Origin of the sequence: Bacillus sp. DE0042, from assembly GCF_007680225.1 — a bacterium.
Lineage (GTDB): Bacteria > Bacillota > Bacilli > Bacillales > Bacillaceae_G > Bacillus_A > Bacillus_A wiedmannii.
The window spans coordinates 175,031-197,417 of the sequence record NZ_VEJP01000008.1 but is presented as its reverse complement, the minus strand read 5'-3'; the positions used below and the strand labels follow the sequence as shown (position 1 = coordinate 197,417).

The window sequence follows — 22,387 nt, the reverse complement described above, 5'->3', positions numbered from 1 at the left end:
CAATCAAACCACACATATATCACTATTCCAATCATATTAATTGATTATCTTCGTGAAAAATGTTGAGAAATATAAGTTTTGCTTTTTAGTATTATTATTTTTGTTATTATTATTTATAAGAATATTCTAAAAAAGGAGGAATCTTCATGTTTACATCCACTAAAAGTGAACAAATCACACAACTATTAAATGAATGGTACATAGAAATCCGTTTAAGACGCATTGATAGCGCAAACCGTTTTAAAGAACAAATAGATAATAAAATCAACATTTTAAAAAACGACTATCCAAAAGGTATACCTGATCAAAACTTATTGCTCTATTATTCTTTACTAAATTTCCGATATAATTATTTAATTGATAACTTAGGCGTCTCTAAAGACAGTTTTAATAAAATTGAGTCGTTTGAAATTCCAACAAATAATTTCTTATCATATTACTATCATTTCTTTAAAGCTATTCACTCAGATGCAATTGGAAACTATATACTAGCGAGAGAACATTATGATAAAGCTGAAGCTTTGCTTCAATACATTCCAGATGAAATTGAAAAAGCAGAGTTCTACTATAAACTAGGATATTCCTACTATGATAATCAGCAAGCACTTCAAGCCATCAAAGAAGTAACAAAAGCTAAAGATATGTTTTCTAATCATCTAGGATATGAAGTGAATGTAGCTTTTTGTGATAACATTTTAGGTTTAGCATGTATAAACTTAAAAGAATGGGAACTTGCTGAAGAACACTTTACAGCTGCAATGAATCAATTCCAAAAAACAGGAGAAGAAAAATTCATTTTAATGGTTCGACATAACTTAGGATGGATGTATTCAAATCAAAATCTTAATGCATTAGCTATTCGTTATCTCTCTGAAGTTATCGAGAAATCCCCAAATCATTATAAAGCTATCTTTGCTAGCGCTTTAGAATACTACAAATTAAAGGAACTTAGCGTCGCAGACGAGCTAATAAAAAGGGGATTAAGTATTAGTAACGAACTAAAACAAGAGGAGTTCCAACATCGCTTTATGATTTTACAAGAACTAAATAACAGTTCACCTGCTAAAACATTTGAAAAAATAGCATTAGCAGGAATTAAATATTTCGAACGCGAAGAATTATATGAAGATGTTCAGGAACAATATGAAACATTGGCAATTAAATTCTATGATGAAAACGAACATTCTGAAGCAAGTAAATATTTTTATATGGCATTACAAGCAAAGAAAAAAGCAAATGCTAAAGGAGGATTAAAATGAAAAAATTACTCTTAAGTTTTATGGGGATCGTTACAATTCTAGCATTTAGTACTGGTATAACAAGTCCAACAAAGTTGGATCATTCTAATACTAAGATACAAAGCCTTTCTGTAGGTGATGGAGGCGGTTGATCTATACATTTTTTCACGCGAAAAAAATGAAGTCATGCATTATCGTATGACTTCATTTTTATTCGTTGAAACTTTTGCTTCTTTTTCTTAGCTCTCTTATTTCATTTACATGACCAAAATCAATAATATATAACTTGTTTTTTCTATCACAACGAATTCCACGTCATCATTCTAGCAATCCCCCTACTCCCCTCACTACCAACTTCCTCAAGTTTCTCTACAACTAATTTTCTTCTTTCTACAGAATGATTTTGACTTAACTTCGCTTTCCCTTCTATTTTATTTATCTTTACTTTAAACCCAACTATTCCCTTACTTAATCCTCCCATATAATTCGGATCTACATCATCAAGTGAATAGGTACTCTTTGGATTTTCATATGTATGTACTAAATCTTGAAGAGAATCTATTAATTCCTGTTCATCCTCAACAATTTCTAATTCACCATATACATGCACTGCAACGTAATTCCATGTTGGTACTGCATTGTTTGTTTCATACCACGACGGCGATATATAGCTGTGGGGTCCTTGGAATATAGCAAGTACGTGTTGATTCCCACTATCTTTCCACTGTTCATTCGGACGCGCTAAATGGCCATGTAAAGTTAGAGTCTCCCTATTTAATAACAACGGCAAATGCGTTGCATATGGTTCCCCGTTATGTTGAGAAAATAATGTCGCAAAGCTATTTTGTTCTATTATTTCGTACTTCATCTCTTCATCTTGTATTGCGAAATGTTTTGGTATGTACATAAACTCCCTCTTTTCCGCTCTTTTCTATTTTATTTCCTATTATATTTAGTAATTTCATCAATCAACAGGGCCAGTTTGTATTTGTTTTACAATGGCAGCTTTCTAAAAAGAATAGACAGCATGTATTCCATGCCGCCTTAGTTTATTTTCCCTAATATATTTGTAATAAATGCCGTCTTACCTTCACTATAGCTCGCTCTATTTTTCGATTCTCTTGCTAATTCTTTCTTTAATCGTCCATATTCAACAGCAACATCTTCATGTTCACGAAGGTAATCTCGAAACGCTATATGTCTTCTTAACTCTTCGCTATTTTTGTCACACACATACAAATGATGTTCCATCCAAACTGTACTTTCCCCGTTCCATGGAACGAAAGCATCCTTTCTACCAAACGCCTCTCTCCCTTTGAAGCTCCAGTCACCTTGATGATAATACCCTATCGTTTCAAGGCTTTTTACTACTTCAGGAAAAATTTCGTACTCTTCTATTACTATAGCAATATCTAATATTGGTTTTGATACAAGTCCTTTAACAGCTGTACTTCCCACATGTTCAACGGATAAAACAAGTTCTTCCATTGCATCGTTAATAATAGTTTGTAATTTATTAAATTCACTTTCCCATTTGATGTTATATTCTTCGATTGTAATTCTCTGTTTCAATGTATCTCTCTCCCCAAAATAATTTATAACCTTTGAATATGAGTATCCTTAAAATCCGTCTCATATTTCAATCCGTATCCACACATTCGATCCATTCCAATATGCGCTGTCCAAATTAAGCCAATCATTATAATGGTATCTACCTTAAAATATACACCTATTATAGCTATTACTATCGATATAATATATGTGTGAAAAATATTATAAATTTTAGCACCTACATGATTATTTATCCCATACGCCAACATTGATAAATCCGGAGCTAAAAGAAATACCAAAAATATAATCCAACTAAATTCATATATCGAATACGCATAAATCGTGGCTACGAAAACAACTAACCCTTCAAAATGTAAAATACGCTTTTGCATTCTTTACCATCCCTATTTTTCTATATTTACCGATAAATTTTCATCACTGAAAGTATTCTTTGCATTTTTTGACCAGATGGTTGCTAAAATCGGCCCTGCAATGTTATGCCATACTGCCGCTAATACACTTGGGAGTGCAGCGGCTGGTCCAAAATGTGCTGTTGCCAGCGCAACACCTAATCCTGAATTTTGCATTCCTACTTCTATTGAAATAGCTCTTCTTGTCCCTTCGTCTAGTCCAAGTACGAACGCTGTTATATATCCGAGTAAAAAGCCAAATGCATTATGAAGCATAACTGCGATAAAGATAAGAAGACCTGAAGAAGTAATGCTACTTACATTCGCTGAAACCACCGCTGAAACTATAATGATAATTGCTACAACTGATATTAAAGGAATAACAGTCATTCCTTTCGTAACAGTTGTAGGGAAAAACTTCTTCACTACTAATCCTAAAATAATAGGTAGGATAATGACTTGTACGATAGAAAGAAACATAGACATAGCATTCACTGGCATCCATTGTCCTGCAAGTAATAATAAAATAAGAGGTGTAGCAATTGGTGCTAGTAACGTTGATAACGACGTCATTGCAATAGACAACGCTAAGTTCCCTTTTGCTAAATAAACCATAACATTTGATGCAGTGCCACCCGGTACTGAACCGAGTAACACTAATCCAGCTGCTAACTCAGCTGGCAGATTCATAACGTAGGCTAGTACGTATGCGACAAGTGGCATAATAATAAACTGAGCACATACACCGATAATAACTGGCAATGGTTTTGTAGCAATGATTTTAAAATCAACAGCCTTTAATGTTAATCCCATCCCAAACATAACAACCCCAAGTAAAATTGTTATGTAACTAGTTAACCCGAGAAATGGTCCAGGAATGAAATATGCAATAGCAGCAATACAAATAACCCAAAATGCAAAATACTTTCCAGCTATATTACTTATCGCTTCTAGTACTTTCACCCCATCATCCCCTATCCTTCAACTGAAAAACTTTATTTGGATTCAAAATGTTTTGCGGGTCAAGAGCTTTCTTTATTTTTTCCATTACGAGTAATGCCGCCCCATGTTCTTCTTCTTGATACTTCCGTTTTCCGATTCCAACGCCATGTTCTCCCGTACACGTTCCACCTCGTTTAAGAGCATATAAAACGATACTTTCATTTATTTCGTCGCCCTTTTCCACTTCTTCTTTATCGTTTGGATCTATCATTAGGAGCACGTGGAAATTCCCGTCTCCTACATGACCAAGAATACCACCAACAAGACCTACTTTATCTAACGTCTCTTTCGCATATTGGATTGCGCCAGCTAATTCTGAAATTGGTACACATACGTCTGTACTCATAAGCTTTTTACCAGGATAGCTATGAACGTAAGAGTATGCTAGATTATGCCGTGCATCCCATAATTTATTTCTCGCCGCAGTTTCCGTTTCAAAAGCAACTTCTTTACATTTATGATCAAAAACAATTTCCTTAGTAAATTCAATATCTTGCTTTAGCCCTGCTTCATTACCGTGAAACTCTAAAAACAGTGTAGGCTCTTCTCTGTAACTTGTTTCATTATAATGATTTACTTGTTTCATAGATAATTCATCTACAAGTTCAATTCTCGCAATTGGAATGCCCGCTTGTAGTATATTAATAACAGCTTCTACTGCATCATTTATAGTTGGAAACGATGCTCTCGCAGCCATAACATGCTCTGGTATGCCGTATACTTTTAATGTTAACTCTGTAAAGCATCCAAGAGTACCTTCTGAGCCTACGAAAACACCATTTAAATGGTAACCTGATGATGATTTCGCTGCTAAATTTCCAGTATGTATTACTTCCCCATCAGCAAGTACGACTTCTAAATCACGAACTTGATCACGCATTACCCCGTATTTAACTGCTGTCGTTCCGCTCGCATTTGTGGCAGCCATTCCACCTAACGTTGCATCTGCTCCTGGATCTACACTAAAAAACAATCCATACTTTTTCAATTCTTTATTAAGCTGAGAGCGAGTCACTCCTGGCTGTACTCTCACAAGGAAATCTTTCTCTCTGATTTCGAGTATTTTATTCATAAGTGAGAAGTCCATTGTAATTCCTTTTTCATACGGAATGACATGTCCCTCTAAACTAGAACCTACCCCAAAAGGAACGACAGGTTTTTTATGCTCACTTGCTACTTTCATTAATTTACTAACCTCTTCAGTCGTTTTCGGAAAAACTACTACATCAGGTAAACTACTAGTATGATAAGATTCATCTTTACTATGTAACTCTCTTACTGTCGTATTTACAACTACTCGATCTTCGGGAAGTACACCCTTTAATTTATTTACTAAACGCTCTACCGTTATTTCCATCGTACGCCCTCCTACTTTCTATACATTTGAATTACAAAATATGTTAACTATTTTATACATAATAATCCGAAAAATTAAATAATTCAAGTTTTATACATATGAAATTCGTTTCCTACTGTCGAATAAACAAAAAGAACTTGCAATAACTATTGCAAGTTCTTTTCTACAAAACTATATTTTAAATGACTTCTTTATTAACAACATAAACCAAACTAAAGTAACTGCCATTAACGAATGGGAAAATCCTACAATATAAGTTAACCCTTTAAAGTCCGCTCCATTTAGCTGAAGTAGCCCTCTCGCCGCTAGCGAACCTAACATTAAAGTCAATGCAATATTATGTAAAACAAACCACTTATTAAAACTTTTCGCTTCATGAAACGCGAATACTTTTGCTAATCCTAAAGCAATTAAAAAGAAGAAAAAGCCGAGTACAAGTGTATGTGTATGCAAAAGATTTAACAAAGTAGATCCTACAATCCCCTTATACTTTCCATACTCCCTAGCGAAAATCCCTGATAATAAGCCGATAATCAAATACGTAAAAGATGCATTATATAATTTTTTCATTATGTACCTCCTTGAGTAGAATGTGTAGTGTGTCATATTTAGTAATAATGATAGTTATATAGTAAAAACTCCTAGTTACCTAGGAGTCATTGTATAAGTATCTCACTCTTTACAATCAATCCTAATTATAAAATATCCCTTTATACAAAACAAACGAACTTTATGTGAACAAGTAGATCATAATGAAAATATGTTGCACTTTTGTATTTCTCAACCCATACTAATTGTTATAACTATTAAAGGTGGTGCAATAGATTGATAGTTCTTGAAACTGAACGACTCGTTCTTCGCTGGTTTGATATAAAAGACGCTCCATTTATTCTAGAATTAGTAAACGATCCTGCATGGATTCAGTTTATTGGTGATAAAAGGATTAAAAACTTAGACGATGCAAAAAAATACATTTTAAACGGACCAGTTGATATGTATAACAAAATGGGCTTTGGTCTTTACTTAGTAGAGCGAAAAGAAGATCTCACTCCACTTGGTATGTGCGGTCTTATTAAAAGAGATTCATTAGAAGATGTTGATATCGGCTTTGCCTTTTTAGAGAAATTCCGTTCAAAGGGGTATGGCTTTGAATCCGCTTCTGCTGTAATAGACTACGGTGTACAAAAGCTCGGTCTGAAACGAATTGTAGCAATTACTACTATTGATAACATCAATTCAGGAAAGCTTTTAGAAAAAGTAGGATTGCAGTTCGAAAAGATAATTTCAGACTCAGGTGAAGATTTAAAATTATTTGGGTATAACATATAATAAATTATCAGATTTCTCTTTCAATCTAATCAAAAAACATTTCTTACATATACATTCCTAAAAGTTATTATAATTAAAATACTCATCTATTTTTTAACGTTATAACCACAATAATTTAAATCACAACTCTGATTTTCAGTACTGTATTTATTCTTAAAAATCCTCTATCTTGTTCTTAAAGTTGTCAAAACTCTTATGTAGTTAAATGAAAAGTTTATGCTAATATGTTACTAAGAAACTATGCGTTCCCTTAACCCTGTATCCGGCCCTGGACTTTTTACAGGGCCTTTGTTTATTTAATTTACTTATCACGTGCTTATACACATTAAAAGTCATTTCAAATGTAATAAACGATAAATAATAAAATAATTTAAGAATGAAGTGTCGAAAAAAGCCTAATTTCTCTACATTACATTGAGAAATTAGGCTTTTTAATAGGAAAATTAAGATTCATAAACAATGAGTAATTTATATATTAGGCTTATCTGTTAAAGCGGAAATAATCCTGTTCACTAAGTCTTCTGGCATCCATTCATGATTCGTATCATTCGTTTCATTTGGTCCTAAAGAATCAATGAACTTTTTGAACTTTGGAAATAAAACAATTGAAGTGATCCAATGTATCGTATGATTTATAGAGAAGAAATGAAAAACTCCTTGTTTTTCGCCCTCCTGTAATATTTCTTTTAACTGTTCAAAATTACCTATGAAATATGGTTTAATCTTTTCTAATCTTGCACTTTCCTTAATAATCTCCTCATATGCCAATGCTCCAATTTCAGGATTTTCTTTTATATGTGTAGCAAAGACTGTTAAATATTCTTTAAGAGCATTGATAGGATTAAATTGATTCTTCTCAAGAAAATTAGGTAACTCATTAGCAAGGCCATATTTCTTAAACACTTCATAATACAGGTTTTCTTTCCCATTAAAATAGTATGAAGCCATAGCAACATTTACTTTCGCTTCTTTTGCAATTTCTTGTATGCTTGTACCTTCGTAACCACGCTCTCCAAATTTTTTCTTAGCAGCCTTCAAAATATTTTCCATCGTCTGCTCTCGAGATTTCCCCATTTCACACACCTCAAATAATATATATTTCACTTCAAAAATCCAATAAGGACTTTGAATAGAGTATCTTTTTAATGAAATTTAATTATATATTTAAAGTAGTAACTTAACAACCGATGAAGTCTTGATTACTTTAAACAATTCGCCACACAACGTACACCTCAAAAAGAAACATCTCCTGAATCTCTCCTACCCTATGTCACCATACAAAGAATTCTTTTAAAAATGAAATAAAAATAAACACCATACTTAAAAACAATACCCCCTGTGTAGCATGAATAGCTTTCAAATACTTCATGCTCTTTTCTAATTGAGTATAAAAGTGAACAAAAAAATAATAAGGACCCGAGTTTATCTATTTTTACAGATAAACTTGGATCCTTTCATTACATTATACAAATTTTCAAAAACCTTTATACTCATATCTTGATGAAATAATTCTCCATCAATTGTACCTCATTTACTGATTAGATTTGTTTAATCTCAATATAAGGTCCTTTGATGTTTAATTTGTTAATGTCATTTGAGATATTACCTACAGTTGTTTTTTCATTAAACGTGTAGACCTTTTCACCATTTACAAAGATACCCCAATTTCTATCTTCGTAACTGATACCATAACCAGCATTGCTAGATGTCGCTTTGAGTTGGTTTCCATTCATTGAAAAAGATAATTTCCCTTTTCCTTTGTTAAGTTGGTTATTCACATTGTTGATACTACTCATTTGTTCTTCAAGGGCTTTATGGTTATCAAGAGTAACTTGATGGTTTTTCCAGTCTAATTTATAGTTGTTTGTAAAGAACTCATTATATGTATCTTTATTATTTGTTCCCCACCATTTTGAACTTACCCATTCGATATTGTACTGATCTGAAATTCTACGATTTGTTATTTTTAAATCAGATGTAGATTCTGTTTTATCAGCAGTAATAACTGCTACTACATTAGGAGAAAAACCGTATCCTGTTAAAGCTGGTACTGTATCTTTTGAAACAAAATTATTCGTTCCTTCATTATAACTACGTGATTTCATAAATAGTTGATTACCATAGAAAGTATTAAATGTATCACGATTATAAATTCCCCACTCTGGGAAATTAAACGATTGGAATCCTACTTTCCAATTTAATTTTTTATCTGTGTGAGTCTCTAATACCGTTTTATAGTCTACTTGATCATAAGATACACTTTCTTTCCAAGCGAAGCTACCTGTAATACTTGCATCGGCATTTGGCCCTTTATCATTTACCCCAACTTTAACACTTCCACCAAGTGTATACCCTACTTCAGAAGTAACCTTTGCTGAAGTCATTGTATTAACTGGGGCAGCTTTATGAAATTGAGCGCTATCAACACTTGTTATTTCTGCTTCAGTATGATATGCTGATGGCCATTTTAAACCTGCGTTATAGTATCCGCCATTAATTGTATATTTAGCATCTATATTACTACCATCTGTTGTAACAATTGCGATTTTTTTATCTGCATAAGGATCCTCAATAAAAGAAACCTTTATTGAATTTTTGATATTCTGCTTCATGTCATAAGTAGTTTTAAAACTATTATAGACTTTTCCACCATTTTGAAGATTTTCTACAGTTCCTTTAGAATCTGCAAATGCAGATGTTGCTTGTACACCAAGTGATCCAGACATAATAACGGACGCTACCGCAACACTTTTAACTATTCCCTTTGCTTTTTTCATACAGACATCCACTCCTTCTTAAACATTTAAAAGGTATAAACATATTATTTTTAGCTCTCAATACTAGAGATAGGTTCATAACTTTACAATGTAGAAATTTATTAATCTTTATGACAATAACTATCAACACTTGTTTTTCTAATTTCCATCTCTTTTTTACTGATAACTATTATCAATATTATTAAAACACATAATAACGATTTAAACAACAATTTTAAATATGTATTTAAAATTGTTGTTTAAAAAAAGTGTAAAAAAATTATAGAATTCTTTATTTCGAGAATTACTATATTTTCATTTACTTATTGCAACCTATATTCAGATACATTATTCCCTTTCCATTCATAATAATCTAAAATCCCCTCATAAATTGCTTCTGCTGCGACCTGCCTTCCGTTTTCTGTAGATAACTTACTATAATCGATACCATTATCTATAAAAGCAAGTTCCGTTAACACAGCTGGCATTTCATTTTCTCTTATAACATGAAGATCTCCATGTTTAACGCCTCTATCACGTGTTTGAAGAGCGTCTACTAATCGAGTTTGAATTTTTTCAGCTAAAACACGACTTTCTTCCACATGAGGATTTGTTTTTTCAGATTTAGAAGATTTATAGTAGTATGTTTCTGTCCCTTTTGCATTACCATTATAAGCATTTGCATGAACACTTATAAAGATATCCCCCTGATTTTGTTTAGCAAATTTAACACGTTCCTGTAAAGAGCTTTTTTGATCATGTCCAGGTCTATTATCAGATTCACGAGTTAGTAAAACTGTAAATGGTGTATGTTTTTCAAGCAATTGTTGTAGACGTAAAGAAGTGTCAAGTACAATCTTACTTTCAGGTAATCCCTTTGTGTCTTTTCCAGGATCTGCGCCACCATGTCCGGGATCAATAATTATTGTCTTATTTTCTAAAGGATTACTTTGACTATATTGAAGCATATCTGTTTTTGCGGTTAGTTGTGCAGCTTCAGCGCGTGTTATGAACCTATTTGGTTGCCAACCATTATCTGTACCAACTGAAATTTTTAAATCAATTAAAGTATTTGCGAACTTTTCACCCCAATGTCCCTTTAAATCTTCAAATTTACTTTGTCCATTGCTAGTGTTTTTATTTTGTAGTTTATATGCATTCACTAGCATAGTAGCCATAGCAGCACGAGTAACTTTTCCAGAAGGATTAAATATTCCATTTCCTTCACCTTTAATTATTCCTGCCTTTTCAGCTGCGGCGATATAAGGGGTTCCCCAGTGGTTTTGTGAATCTTTAAAAGATGGTTTTGCATTTAAATCAATGTTTATACCAAGAGCCCTTGTCATAATGGTTGCTGCAGAAGCTCTATCTAGTGTATCACTTGAACCAAAAGTTCCATCTGGATAACCACTCAATACTTGTTTATCAACTAAATAATTAACGGATTTGTCAGCCCATGCAGGAACATCTGGGAATTTGTGAGTATCTGCAAAAATACTAGTAGAATAAGATAGTAAACTTCCAGCAAGAATTCCTGTAGCAATTAATTTGTTCTTCAAAATTTAGCACCTCTAAAAAATTATTACAAGTTGGTAAATTATGTGTACTATAGTTAATCTTTAAATAATATGAATTCGAATAAAGTATAGATTAAGTTGGCGTCATCACTATATTATAAGATAAAGAATCTAGTATAGAATTATCATTCCGAAAAGAATCCTTCGACATACACTTATAGATTGAGACTATTACATTTATTCACCAACATTGTGTAACCAGTATAGTTACTTATATATATGAGTGTCAATTAAAACAACCTTACATTTTTGTAAGGTAACCAAATTAATAATATATCAAGTAATTATTAAATAATGTAAATAATTATCTTTTATTTTAAGAACAGATTAATTTAAGCACACTCCTTCTAAATTATCATTGATGCCTCTTTCAATTCCTAATGTCCCTCTTAAAAAGGGCACTTTTGAAAAGTGCTCTTTTTAAGAATTATGAAGCTACAAACCTAGAATTCCTACAATCTGGCGAGCCTTAACATTATCAATATAATAATGCATCTCTAATCCTCGTCTTTGTACACGGAGCACAGTTCCCCTTAATTTTGATAGATGCTGTGAAACAGTGGATTGTGGGATTCCTAATATTTCTGTCAACTGTGTAACATTACACAGTTTATGGTGCATTAATTCATTTACAATTTTTAATCGAACGGGATGTGCCATTACCTTTAATACATATACATCTTCCTCTCGGATTTTAGCTAGATCTCTATTAGATATTAATGTTGTCATTTCGCATTCCCCTTTATTATTAATTTCTATTTTCCAATTATCCTTATAAGTAGTACTTATAGATATTTGCCATTTGTCCTGTTGAGAAAATGTATTCTCGTTCTTAAACAAAAAAAGACACCAATCCAATAAACAGCTTTTACTGTTCCAATGAATTGATGCCCTCTAATTTTTAGCCAAACTATATTTTGTTTTAAAAGGATTATTTTATAGTCTATTATATGATTTTAAATGAGACTTAACATTCTTTGTTACATAAAAAGTAATACTTTTCTCCCTAGTTTAAGTACAAATTTAAATTCTGATTTTTCTTTCTCACATTGTAAAATTCAGATGAAATGTTTCTTCATTTCATCTTATACAGCATATATTATGTATTTCTCAACACCAATAAACGTAGCTAAATCCCCTATAATGGTACCTCCAGATGGTAGCTGTCATTCCTTTTTAAAAGACCCTTTTCTTTAATTACAGGGCTTTTTAACTTTCCTCAATTAAAATATCCTTTTTATTTCATTATCTTGTTAACCCCAATGATATGTAAACCTCTTTTAATCTATTAATCCCCTATTACGCTCCTTCATGTAGAGATAAGGGAGACTTCTCGTTCAAATAATAAATTATGCAACATTGCATTTGATAACTATTTTAGTTGTAACTATAATGATTACAGGAATACTATTAATCCAAATACTCTACGTGGAGGTTTTATTATGTTTAAAAAAATTATTGTATCTTCTATGGCGCTTACTATGTTGGGTGGGGCTGCAACTATACTAGAAACACCTACTGCTCAAGCAGCTTCTTATAACTCAACATCATCTTCTTACTTTGATGTCACTCCCGAAGAAGCAGCTGCTTTTTATCAATCTCAGGACTATAAAAAATTCAAAGCCTTTATGGATGACTTTGAAGCTAGAAATCCTTATGTTCCTGGTGGAGGCTATGCTCAAGGTAGTGTCCGTATGCAAAAATTCAATGATGCCCTTAGAGCTGCTAAATTAACAAATGTATACCAAGAATTTATTAGAATTTCGTACTACAATCATTATCCAGAACCAAATAATCAAAACAAATAAAATGCTTATTACTTTAACTTAGCCTAATTTAAAATGTATAGCCTAAAACTAGAAAAAACCACTTATATAAGGGGATTTTTCTAGCTTCCTATGTAATTCAGCTGAATACTGAGTTATTTTTATTTTAAGATTACTTACAACCGACATCCTCTTTTTTTACACAAACTAGTAAATTAGCTATAAAAATATCAAAATGTATTTATAAATTGTTGAAAACAATTCCCTTCTGTTTAATAGTAAAAAGCGAGCACCTTCTCGTAATTACATAAGGTGCTCGTTTTTATTTTCATGTGTAATTCTCGATTTAATATAGTTACTTTCTAGTAAGTAAAAACTAAATTAACTTATAAACAAGGCTTTTTAAATTTAATTTATAGATTTTACTGCAACTTGGAATTGTCCCTTAGAACCATCATCATTTGAAACGTAAATTTTATACGTTCCAATTGGTAATGGAGATAGAGCATTCCGTACATTTGTAACATTAATTTTTTGTTCTCCAGGTTTTATATAACCACCAACAATTAGCTCCATATTTGGACCTTTCACACTATATCCCATTGTATTTTGGCCATTATTTTTCATAAAGAAGCTTAAATTTTCACTCCCATTATATACAAAAGAAGTTACAGCCTCTCCACTATAATCCATTGTTTGAGTTAATAATAAGTCTACAGGAACATGTTCGACTATATGAATTGTATCATTCGTTTTGTGTATTTCTTCAGCATAAGTATTATTTCCTAACACACCAAGTGTTAATGCTGAAATTACTCCACAACTAAGCACTAGTTTATTTAACTTCATTTTAAGTTCCCCCTTGATGTTTGTAATCTATTACCATCATACCTTTTTTTTCAAGTGCGTTTTTATGTAATAATTCATATCTTTAAACCTATATATTTTAACTTTATACCTTAATAGTTATTGAAAAACTCACATTGATAAAGCTACAGTATTATGATACTAAAAAAGAACATGCAAATTTCAAAGTCCTTTTTAACAAGAATTCATACAACTAAGTACCAAAGCACTCAAATAAATAGCATTTCCATTTTAGATAAAATATACTAATGAAAAATTTTGAAATTTCCACTTTATAATTTGATATATTCCATGTTAATATAACGTAGGCTACAAAATATGATTCACAAGATATATTTTTTCACAGAATATCCATACTTAAAAACCCATTATTTTATTAGTAACTCAATCCCAGTTTTACCTATACAAAAGTCAATTACTAGTTTCATATGTATAAATATCTAAGTAGGTTTTTTATCTATTATTTTTCCTAACTTCCTTATCAATTCTAATACGATTAATATAATAGTACTTTTCAAGTGCCCTTCCTTTTTTAGATAAAAAGTCTACTGATACTAAACATCTAAGTTTAACTCATACATAATCCAATATACAAACTATCGGAGATGCAAAACTATGGGAATATCTACTCTTTTATTAAATACCTTTATAATAATAATTTGTATCCTTAGCTACCACGTATTTTGGCTAGAATTTAAAGAAAAAATAACATGTAATAATATATTGATTTCTATCCTTTCCTCCATTGCTATTATTTTTTGCATGACTTTTCCTTTTCATCTACATGCTGGATTTATTTATGATTTACGTTTTATTCCTATCATATTAGTTTTTCTATATGGAAATACAAAAAACATTGTTTTTATAGGAATTTTATATCTTTCTTATCGATTTTTCTTAGGCGGAAATGGAGTTCTTCCATCATTTATTATCTTTACTATTATTTCTGTTATAACAATGCTCTTTCGTTACTTATTACCAATGTATGTTAAAGAAAAAAAGATATTATTAAGCTTGCTTCTTATTTTAGTATGTACAACTTCACTTTCTATCTGCGGTATTGTAACTCAAATAAATACAGGTGGTAAAATTGACTCTACTCTCATAGAATTTTTATTAAATTATATAATCATTAATATATTTACAGTATTATTATCAGTGTATTTAATTGAGGGAATGATCGAGAAATATAAAATGAAAGAAAAGCTGCAACGGGCTGAAAAATTTTATATAGCTAGCGAACTAGCCGCGTCCATTGCACACGAAATCCACAATCCACTAACCACAGTACACGGATTCACTCAATTGTTAAATGAAAAACATGCCTCTAAGCTACCTCAGGATCAGTACTTAGAAATCATGTTAATTGAAATGCAACATATACAATCTACTATTAATAACTATTTATCTTTAACAAAACCACAGAACACCCTAAAAGAGAAAATAGATATTAATCATATTTTAAATCAAGTGAAAGACACTATTTCACCACTCGCTCTATCGTACAAAGTTGAAATAATACAAAATAGTACAAATTCCTTTTATATAAATGGAGACCCCGAAAAATTCAGGATCTGTCTAAACAACATCATACAAAACGGAATTGAGGCCATGATAAATGGTGGAGTATTACAAATAAATATACAGAAAATTAAAGGTAATATTATAATCGATATTATTGATTCAGGGGTTGGAATGTCCTCTCAACAAATAAAGCGGATTGCTTTACCATTCTATTCAACAACAGAAAAAGGAACTGGGCTTGGTACTATGATTGCCTATAGTATTATTAAAGAATTAAACGGTGATATAGAAATAGAGAGTAAATTAGGTCAAGGTACACGATTTTCCATTAGTATCCCCTGCTAATATGACGTAATAAGTTAAACGTAATAAGGACCAGAGTATATCTGTTTTTACGGATAAACTCTAGTCCTTTAATTAAATCAAACATACTTAAATTTTATTACTTTGCTCACATCTCTATGAAATCATAATTCATCGATTGTATCTCATTTACTGACTAGGTCTACTTAACTTCAAGATAAGGTCTCTTAATACTTGATTTCTTAATATCATTAGATACATTACCTATAGTTATTTTTTATTTTAAATATTAAATTTTTAACATTCGTAAAGATACAATATCTTCATAACTGATATTGTAACCTGTATTACTTGATATAGACTTAAATTGATTTCCATTCATTGAAAGACAATTTCTCTTTTGCTATTTCACTTCTACCGTATAACCCCCTGTTCCTCCGCCATACTGATACACATGTAAATAATATTTTCCTGGATATGTGTAGTAACTTCCTACTAACTTATTCCCGTCTTGCTGGGCATACGTAACATAATTATTTAAATCCGCTTCTGAATAAAGAACCCAGTTTACTCCGATATTATTTTCCTTCGTTACATTAATTTGTAGGTTTTTCGCAGTTTCCACATTTATTTCAAAGTAATCACTCGTATCACCATTTCCTAAACTAGCACGTAAAACTTGATTTAATTGCAGTTTATTCGCTGTCTGGAATGAGTTATTTGGCTCTTTTTCGACACTGTTATCTTCTTTCTTTTGAACCGTTACATTCGTTGTAACCGTATTCGTTAATCCTTTGTCATCTGTTACTGTTAATTTTGCCGTATATGTTCCTTCTTTTGTGTATACATGGGTCGGATTTTGTTCATTACTTACAGTACCATCACCAAACTCCCATTTATAAGCAACAATTTTCCCATCTTCATCTCTTGATCCATCGCTTTTAAACGAAATTGCTTCATTTACATTTCCGTTATATGGACCATTTATAACCGCAACTGGTGCTTTATTCACAGCACCTTCTTCTGTATTCATACCATGGAATACAACATCATATTCAAATTGTCCTGATGCATTCACACGATAATTCACAAAATAAGCTGTTACTGTTTTATAACCTGTCCATTCTTTTGCACTTAAACGTTTTAACGTATCATTTACGTTTTGTGTAATTGTTTTCCAGTCTTCATATTCCCCTTTTGCAGTAGTACCTGTATACGTTCCTTGCAGTGTAAATGTATTAAAGAACTGTGATTTATTTTTCTTAACTGACACATTACTTAATTTTGCTTCTGCTGTAATTTCTGCCGCAATATCTGAAACTGGTTTTGGTGCGTGAGTTGCTAAATAATCATCTGATACTAATGGAACATTATATTTCTCTCGGTTATCGACTAACATTTGCATATAGTCTTGATACTCTTTATTTAAATTCGCATCTTTACTTAATGCAGAGCGGTATGCATCATATGCTGTTACATCATTTTTTCTAATAAGATCATGAACTTTGTCAAACATATCATATCTCTTATTGTACATATACGATTGTAAAGCGAAGGAATAATTATAGAAATCCCACGTTCCATACTTTGCATTTAACGTTCGCTCTGCCGTATAACGTTCTGCTGGATTTGAAGATATCCCTCCTATAATACTCTTTCTCGGTACAACATTATCTGTTCTCGTTGCCCCTGCAAAAAACTCCGCATTCCCTTCTTCAAACCAGGATAATCTCTCGTTCTCATACATCTTACCTTGTCCCCAAAGCCCTGGTACTTCATATCTACCTTGCAAGTAATGCGTGAACTCGTGTCGGAACAATTCTTCTAAACTATAAATACTTTCTTCTGGCGTACGTTCATAAGTAAAGAACGTACCTGTTCCTTCTATATAAAGACCTCCGTTATTCGTTTCATACCCGTACAATTGACGGTTAAATTGATACTCAGCTGGACTATTATAAATAACCATCGTTAATACATCATCAGGATTTCCTTTTTCTAAAGGTTGATCACTTTCAACCGTACGATGGAATTGTGCCTTCACTTCTTTTGCCGCCCAATATAGACGTTTTACCTTTTCTTCTGTCACTTTATCTCCAGCTTTTAAAACAATTGCACCATCATCAAACGTATACGTTTTCGGCAAATACTTTTTCTTCCCATCTTCTCGTATTTGATCTAAATTAACAACATTTCCATTTGCATCTTTCCCGCCATAATTCGTCGCGATTTGCTCAGCCGCTACGAAATATTGCTCTCCTAAATACGGATACATTTTCATCGCGTCTGTTACAACTTGCAATCCTTTCGTTCCTGTACTATGGAACGTACCAACTCTACCTGTATAATAAATACCATTATTAATTAACCAACCATTCTTCTCTGTCACCGTTCCAATTAAAGCAAAACGACTTAATTCATTAATATAGCTATCAATTTTTTGGTACCATACTGTATCTTTCGGTGCTTTTCTCGTATCGTACAAATACGATTGAATGTCGTAATCAACACCTTGCATAATATCGTAAATCGCATTTCCAGCTGATAGATTGTCTACCAATATAGAAAAATTATCGTTATATTGTTTGAAAATCTTTGCGGCTGATGTTATCGTTTCCACATCACTCGAAGCATTTCCTATTAATTTTCCGTATGATGATACAACTCTATTTTGTTCTAACGTACCAAGTTTAAAATTCGGGTTATTCGCAATCGTTTTTAATGCAGGTAAGCATTTATCATGATAGCTCCGCTCATTTAGTTTACTTAATTCTGTATGATAAAATCCTAAATAAAACCCTGAACGTAATACCTCTACTAAAGTCTCAATCCCTTTGGAATCATCTTTCGTATAAGCTTGTCCTTGCTGCTTCAATTTATCAATAATTGCCTGCATCCTACTATCATTTTGATAGAATGCAAGACTATCCTTATTAAACTGAAATAGACCCGTAATTTGCTCCCAATTGATTGTTACAAGTAAATCTACTAACTGCTGATTGCTTAATTGATTTAATTCAGCAATTGTATAAGTTTTCGCCGCAGCTAATTGCTTACTTTCCTTTTTCACTTCAGGCGGTCTTTGCGACAAATCAGCAAATTGTAGCCTTTTCTCAAAAGACTTGCTTTCAAGCACTTTTGATGAATGAGCTAATTCTTGCACTGGTAGTTGTACACCAACTGGCTCCATTTTGAGCACATTCCGATAAGAAACTTGCTCTCCCTTTGTACTTTCTGCCAATGTGCTCCCTTGAAAACTTCCTAACATTAAACTAGCAAAACTTACCCCTACTAACATTTTTTTTGAATAGCCTTTCATACTCTCCCCTACCTTACATTTTTTAGTGTCCCACTCCATTATTTTACTATTCTGACTATTTATTATGTATTGAGAAAAAAATAAGGTAACGTTCACACATGTATCCATGCCGCGTAAAATTAACACTTGACTTTACGTGCGTTTTATATCAAAAAAAGATAGATAATAGCGAAATTCCTGCTATATCTATCCTCGTTTTCAACACTATGATTTTAACTGTATGAATGTAACTTCCGGTAATGTTTGCATATGCTGAATAAATTCATTCTTTTCTTTTGACGATATATTTTTCAGTTGCATCCCCACCTTATAAATAGTTTCTGTACCTTGCTGTAAAGCTTCCACTTCATATGAAAGTATTGGAATACCTTTCACTTGTAGCGTTTCTAATATTTGTTGTACCGCTTCATGCTTATTTATACACATTTGTACCGTTATATTTTGCGGAAATAAAAGTTGCACCTTAAAAATACGACTTACAATCTCTAAACCAATTAAAACGAGAATCGTCGCTCCAATTCCTACCACATACATACCAGCACCAATTGCTAATCCAATTCCTGCTGTAGCCCATAAACCAGCCGCTGTCGTTAAACCTTTTACCGCCTGTTTTTGAATAATAATTGTACCTGCACCTAAAAAACCTACTCCACTAACAACTTGTGCTGCAATACGGCTCGGATCAAGAGCCATATGTTCTTCATTCATAATATCTGAAAAGGCATATTTTGAAACGACCATTATTAAAGCACTCCCTACCGCTACGAGGAAATGAGTCTTTAATCCAGCTTCTTTTGATCGAATTTCCCTTTCAATACCGATTATTGCTCCTAACAAACCGGCAACACCGATTCGTATAATCAAATCAAAATTTACACTCACGAGCCCTTCCCCCTTTCATTCATTATAGATAGATAAAACAAAAATTATCACACACATCCTTTTATCAATATGAAGGAATCTCATCAAAATACTCTTAATATTCCGACCGTTTTATGTTAATATTTTTAATATTAACATAAAATGAATAGCTTTTAATTTTAAACTTCCACTAATTTTCTAAAAAAAACAAAGGTCGATTACATGAAATGAGGTTGAGAAAATTTAGAAAACGCTTTCATTTAGTGTCGTAATTTTTTATACATACTACATAAATAAAGGAGCTTACCAACAATGAACGTCTCTTTACTTACACCTACTACCGATTTACAAGACGAATACTTAGATTTTTATAACGAATGGAAAGATAGTGGTGAAACGATGATTCCCTGGGTTATTTCAAAAGACCCTTCTAACTTCCCCGCTATGATTCAAGAATTACTCGATGCACATAACGGAGTAAACCTTCCTAAATCTTGGGTACCAGACTCTACGTATTGGCTCGTTACAGATGAAAATAAAATTGTAGGTGCTGTTAATATACGCCATAGTTTAACCGAACATTTATTTAACGCTGGCGGTCATATCGGTTATGGCATTCGCCCTTCCGAAAGAAGAAAAGGTTATGCTACGAAGTTATTAGAGTTATCACTGGAAAAAGCGAAGGAATTAAACATTACGAAAGCACTTGTCGTTTGCGATGAAGTGAATACAGCTTCAGAAAAAACAATTTTACATAACGGCGGGCTTCGTGATGATGATTTCACTGAGGAAGATGGAAATGTAGTAAGACGGTTTTGGATTGAGCTATGAAGAAGCCATCCAATGAAAACAATCTTGTTCTAGAGAAATATAGTAGAAGTAATGAGCTACAAGTAAAACAACTTATTGATTTATACAATGAAGATTCTTATCTATTTAACTTATTAAGAGGTAATAAAACAAAATGTGCATATATTGCCTACTATAAAAAAGATGTAGTAGGCATCTTTTTCGCCTGGAGCAATAACTTCCATCCATACTGCACATACTTCCGAATATATACGAATCCTTTCTATTCAGGGCTACACATTGAACAATTTTTATTAAACGAAATTCAAAAACGAGAAAACTTCAAACTACCATTGCAAACCTCTATATGGGAAACATCAGCTCATTTAAAAGCCTATTATGAAGAAGATAATTTTATGGAAATTCGAAGAACATTTTTGCCGATATTAGACGTACAAAAAATCATACCTATCGATACAATGCTTCCTTCAAATTATCATGTACAAACGTTATCAAATATCGTATCCAATAATAGCTTCTTTGAAAAACTAGCTCACTTAGTAAAAACGAATTACGAGTATACTCACTTAGCAAATCCGGTTGCCTCATTCTCTCTCGAAATTTGGCAAGAGATGATTTTGGCTGATGATGTACTACTAGATGGGAGCTTTCTCATTATAGATGAAGAGCATCAAATTATGGCATACTCTTTCCTCCATACATCAGAAAAGGATAATACGGTAGAACTAGGATGGTGTGGGACTCACACTATAGAAGATTTATCCTTACTGAAACTGCTCGTTTTCAAACAAGCTATGTATGCAAATAAACACGGCTACTCTTTCATTCAAGGTGAATTTGATTCAACAAGTATATACGCAATGGAAATATTAAAATCCTTTCTTTTTAATCCTTGTGCTACTTGGATTACGTATCAAAAAGAAGCCGGAAAGTGATTATACACTTCCCGGCTTCTTTTATGCTGTTTCTATTTCAAACTTTACAGTAATACCACTAGGATCTACTACTGTAAATCCGTTTGTACTTTCGTTTACTTTATGTTGTTTTTCTATTAATCTTTCTTTCACTCCATCTAACGCTTCTTTATGCGGTAATACAATTGTATATACCTTAAGTCCAGTTGCATACGCTGGTGGATGAGGATTATTTACTCCGTTCCACGTATTTGCACCGATATGGTGATGATATCCTCCTGCAGAAATGAATAAGCAGTCATCTTCACGCTGTTGCACTTCAAATCCTACTGTCTCTACATAAAACTCGTGTGACTTCTCTACATCCGCTATTCGTAAATGTACGTGCCCAACGACAGTATTAGCAGGCAACCCATCAACCTCATAATCAACGATTGTTGCCAGTTCTTTTAAATCAAGCGGCGTACTGCCTCCTGGTCCTTCTCCCCATTGATCGCGCGGACGGTCTGCATAAATTTCAATACCATTTCCCTCTAAGTCTTGTAAATAAAACGCGTATCTATCTTTCTTTAAAAGACAATATTCTGCAACAAATATACATTTCTTAAAATAACCTTTATCTACAAAAAATAAATTTTTAAAATTTTCAAAAAAATATTGACCAACATCCCTCAGTAATATATATTTACTTTAGATAGTTTGTAAAATTCTATCAATTTTAACAAAAAGGGGGATTTCCAATGAAGATTAAAGCTAAAAAAGTTGAGAAAGTGCGTACAACTAATATTACTTACCCACCTTGC

Annotated in this window: 20 protein-coding genes and 1 pseudogene; 7 read left to right on the top strand and 14 right to left on the bottom strand. The window is 32.4% G+C overall.

From position 1 onward, the window contains the following. The first annotated feature begins 146 nt into the window (after nucleotides 1–146). Both FS802_RS25440 and FS802_RS25435 read left to right on the top strand, forming a co-directional pair. Nucleotides 147–1,259, top strand: a complete 1,113-nt coding sequence (locus FS802_RS25440; RefSeq protein ID WP_000495318.1) for a response regulator aspartate phosphatase — start codon at nucleotides 147–149, stop codon at nucleotides 1,257–1,259. Further along, nucleotides 1,256–1,390, top strand: coding sequence for a Phr family secreted Rap phosphatase inhibitor (locus FS802_RS25435; protein ID WP_000735069.1), 135 nt, complete (start codon nucleotides 1,256–1,258; stop codon nucleotides 1,388–1,390). Before FS802_RS25440 ends, FS802_RS25435 begins: the two co-directional genes overlap by 4 nt. A gap of 146 nt (nucleotides 1,391–1,536) precedes the next feature. Here the strand turns inward: FS802_RS25435 and FS802_RS25430 are convergent, their stop codons facing one another. From FS802_RS25430 to FS802_RS25405, 6 genes are all read right to left on the bottom strand, one after another. Next, nucleotides 1,537–2,145 carry an FMN-binding negative transcriptional regulator gene (locus tag FS802_RS25430; RefSeq protein WP_000275773.1) on the bottom strand — a complete coding sequence of 203 codons (609 nt, stop codon included), beginning with the start codon at nucleotides 2,143–2,145 and terminating at the stop codon, nucleotides 1,537–1,539. A gap of 137 nt (nucleotides 2,146–2,282) precedes the next feature. Next, entirely contained in the window at nucleotides 2,283–2,810 is a 528-nt protein-coding gene (locus FS802_RS25425) for a GrpB family protein (RefSeq protein WP_000813602.1), read from the bottom strand. A 23-nt stretch (nucleotides 2,811–2,833) separates the two neighbouring features. After that, the gene (locus FS802_RS25420; RefSeq protein ID WP_001172032.1) at nucleotides 2,834–3,181 is read right to left on the bottom strand and encodes a DUF4260 domain-containing protein; all 348 of its coding nucleotides are present in this window, start codon (nucleotides 3,179–3,181) and stop codon (nucleotides 2,834–2,836) included. Nucleotides 3,182–3,193: 12 nt separating this feature from the next. After that, the gene (locus FS802_RS25415; protein WP_098655129.1) at nucleotides 3,194–4,162 is read right to left on the bottom strand and encodes a bile acid:sodium symporter family protein; all 969 of its coding nucleotides are present in this window, start codon (nucleotides 4,160–4,162) and stop codon (nucleotides 3,194–3,196) included. Between the two features lie 4 nt (nucleotides 4,163–4,166). Further along, complete coding sequence (locus FS802_RS25410) at nucleotides 4,167–5,558, bottom strand: FAD-binding oxidoreductase (protein ID WP_098707352.1); 1,392 nt, start codon at nucleotides 5,556–5,558, stop codon at nucleotides 4,167–4,169. Between the two features lie 171 nt (nucleotides 5,559–5,729). Further along, complete coding sequence (locus FS802_RS25405; RefSeq protein ID WP_000737901.1) at nucleotides 5,730–6,128, bottom strand: DUF2871 family protein; 399 nt, start codon at nucleotides 6,126–6,128, stop codon at nucleotides 5,730–5,732. Between the two features lie 255 nt (nucleotides 6,129–6,383). On the opposite strand from FS802_RS25405, the gene FS802_RS25400 reads away from it, so the two are divergent. Continuing rightward, nucleotides 6,384–6,887, top strand: coding sequence for a GNAT family N-acetyltransferase (locus FS802_RS25400; RefSeq protein WP_098655126.1), 504 nt, complete (start codon nucleotides 6,384–6,386; stop codon nucleotides 6,885–6,887). A 468-nt stretch (nucleotides 6,888–7,355) separates the two neighbouring features. Here the strand turns inward: FS802_RS25400 and hlyIIR are convergent, their stop codons facing one another. The 4 genes from hlyIIR to FS802_RS25380 all read right to left on the bottom strand — a co-directional run bounded on the left by hlyIIR (nucleotide 7,356) and on the right by FS802_RS25380 (nucleotide 11,949). Continuing rightward, nucleotides 7,356–7,961, bottom strand: coding sequence for a hemolysin II regulator HlyIIR (hlyIIR, locus tag FS802_RS25395; RefSeq protein WP_000520488.1), 606 nt, complete (start codon nucleotides 7,959–7,961; stop codon nucleotides 7,356–7,358). A gap of 464 nt (nucleotides 7,962–8,425) precedes the next feature. After that, the gene (hlyII, locus tag FS802_RS25390; RefSeq protein ID WP_000709379.1) at nucleotides 8,426–9,664 is read right to left on the bottom strand and encodes a hemolysin II HlyII; all 1,239 of its coding nucleotides are present in this window, start codon (nucleotides 9,662–9,664) and stop codon (nucleotides 8,426–8,428) included. A 302-nt stretch (nucleotides 9,665–9,966) separates the two neighbouring features. After that, nucleotides 9,967–11,202 carry an N-acetylmuramoyl-L-alanine amidase gene (locus FS802_RS25385; protein WP_098655125.1) on the bottom strand — a complete coding sequence of 412 codons (1,236 nt, stop codon included), beginning with the start codon at nucleotides 11,200–11,202 and terminating at the stop codon, nucleotides 9,967–9,969. Between the two features lie 453 nt (nucleotides 11,203–11,655). After that, nucleotides 11,656–11,949 carry an ArsR/SmtB family transcription factor gene (locus FS802_RS25380; RefSeq protein WP_000209273.1) on the bottom strand — a complete coding sequence of 98 codons (294 nt, stop codon included), beginning with the start codon at nucleotides 11,947–11,949 and terminating at the stop codon, nucleotides 11,656–11,658. A 713-nt stretch (nucleotides 11,950–12,662) separates the two neighbouring features. Here FS802_RS25380 and FS802_RS25375 point away from each other — a divergent pair. After that, nucleotides 12,663–13,028: a hypothetical protein gene (locus FS802_RS25375; protein WP_098707353.1), complete on the top strand. Its 366-nt coding sequence runs from the start codon at nucleotides 12,663–12,665 to the stop codon at nucleotides 13,026–13,028. Nucleotides 13,029–13,394: 366 nt separating this feature from the next. Here FS802_RS25375 and FS802_RS25370 read toward each other — a convergent pair whose 3' ends face one another. Continuing rightward, entirely contained in the window at nucleotides 13,395–13,835 is a 441-nt protein-coding gene (locus FS802_RS25370) for a hypothetical protein (RefSeq protein WP_000773513.1), read from the bottom strand. 633 nt (nucleotides 13,836–14,468) lie between these two features. On the opposite strand from FS802_RS25370, the gene FS802_RS25365 reads away from it, so the two are divergent. Further along, on the top strand, nucleotides 14,469–15,722 hold the full coding sequence (locus FS802_RS25365) for a sensor histidine kinase (RefSeq protein ID WP_000513013.1): 1,254 nt from the start codon (nucleotides 14,469–14,471) through the stop codon (nucleotides 15,720–15,722). A gap of 361 nt (nucleotides 15,723–16,083) precedes the next feature. Here the strand turns inward: FS802_RS25365 and colA are convergent, their stop codons facing one another. Continuing rightward, complete coding sequence (colA, locus tag FS802_RS25360; RefSeq protein ID WP_144525552.1) at nucleotides 16,084–18,999, bottom strand: collagenase ColA; 2,916 nt, start codon at nucleotides 18,997–18,999, stop codon at nucleotides 16,084–16,086. Nucleotides 19,000–19,203: 204 nt separating this feature from the next. Next, nucleotides 19,204–19,881, bottom strand: a complete 678-nt coding sequence (locus tag FS802_RS25355; RefSeq protein ID WP_098655121.1) for an MgtC/SapB family protein — start codon at nucleotides 19,879–19,881, stop codon at nucleotides 19,204–19,206. 291 nt (nucleotides 19,882–20,172) lie between these two features. On the opposite strand from FS802_RS25355, the gene FS802_RS25350 reads away from it, so the two are divergent. Beyond that, nucleotides 20,173–20,691 (top strand): GNAT family N-acetyltransferase, encoded by a 519-nt coding sequence (locus FS802_RS25350; RefSeq protein ID WP_098655120.1) that lies wholly within the window; start codon nucleotides 20,173–20,175, stop codon nucleotides 20,689–20,691. After that, a complete protein-coding gene (locus tag FS802_RS25345) occupies nucleotides 20,688–21,605 on the top strand; it encodes a GNAT family acetyltransferase (RefSeq protein WP_098655119.1) in 918 nt (305 codons plus the stop codon). Before FS802_RS25350 ends, FS802_RS25345 begins: the two co-directional genes overlap by 4 nt. A 21-nt stretch (nucleotides 21,606–21,626) precedes the next feature. Here FS802_RS25345 and FS802_RS25340 read toward each other — a convergent pair. Beyond that, nucleotides 21,627–22,139 (bottom strand): annotated as a pseudogene (locus FS802_RS25340) (VOC family protein); the annotation flags it as partial. Between the last annotated feature and the right edge of the window lie 248 nt (nucleotides 22,140–22,387).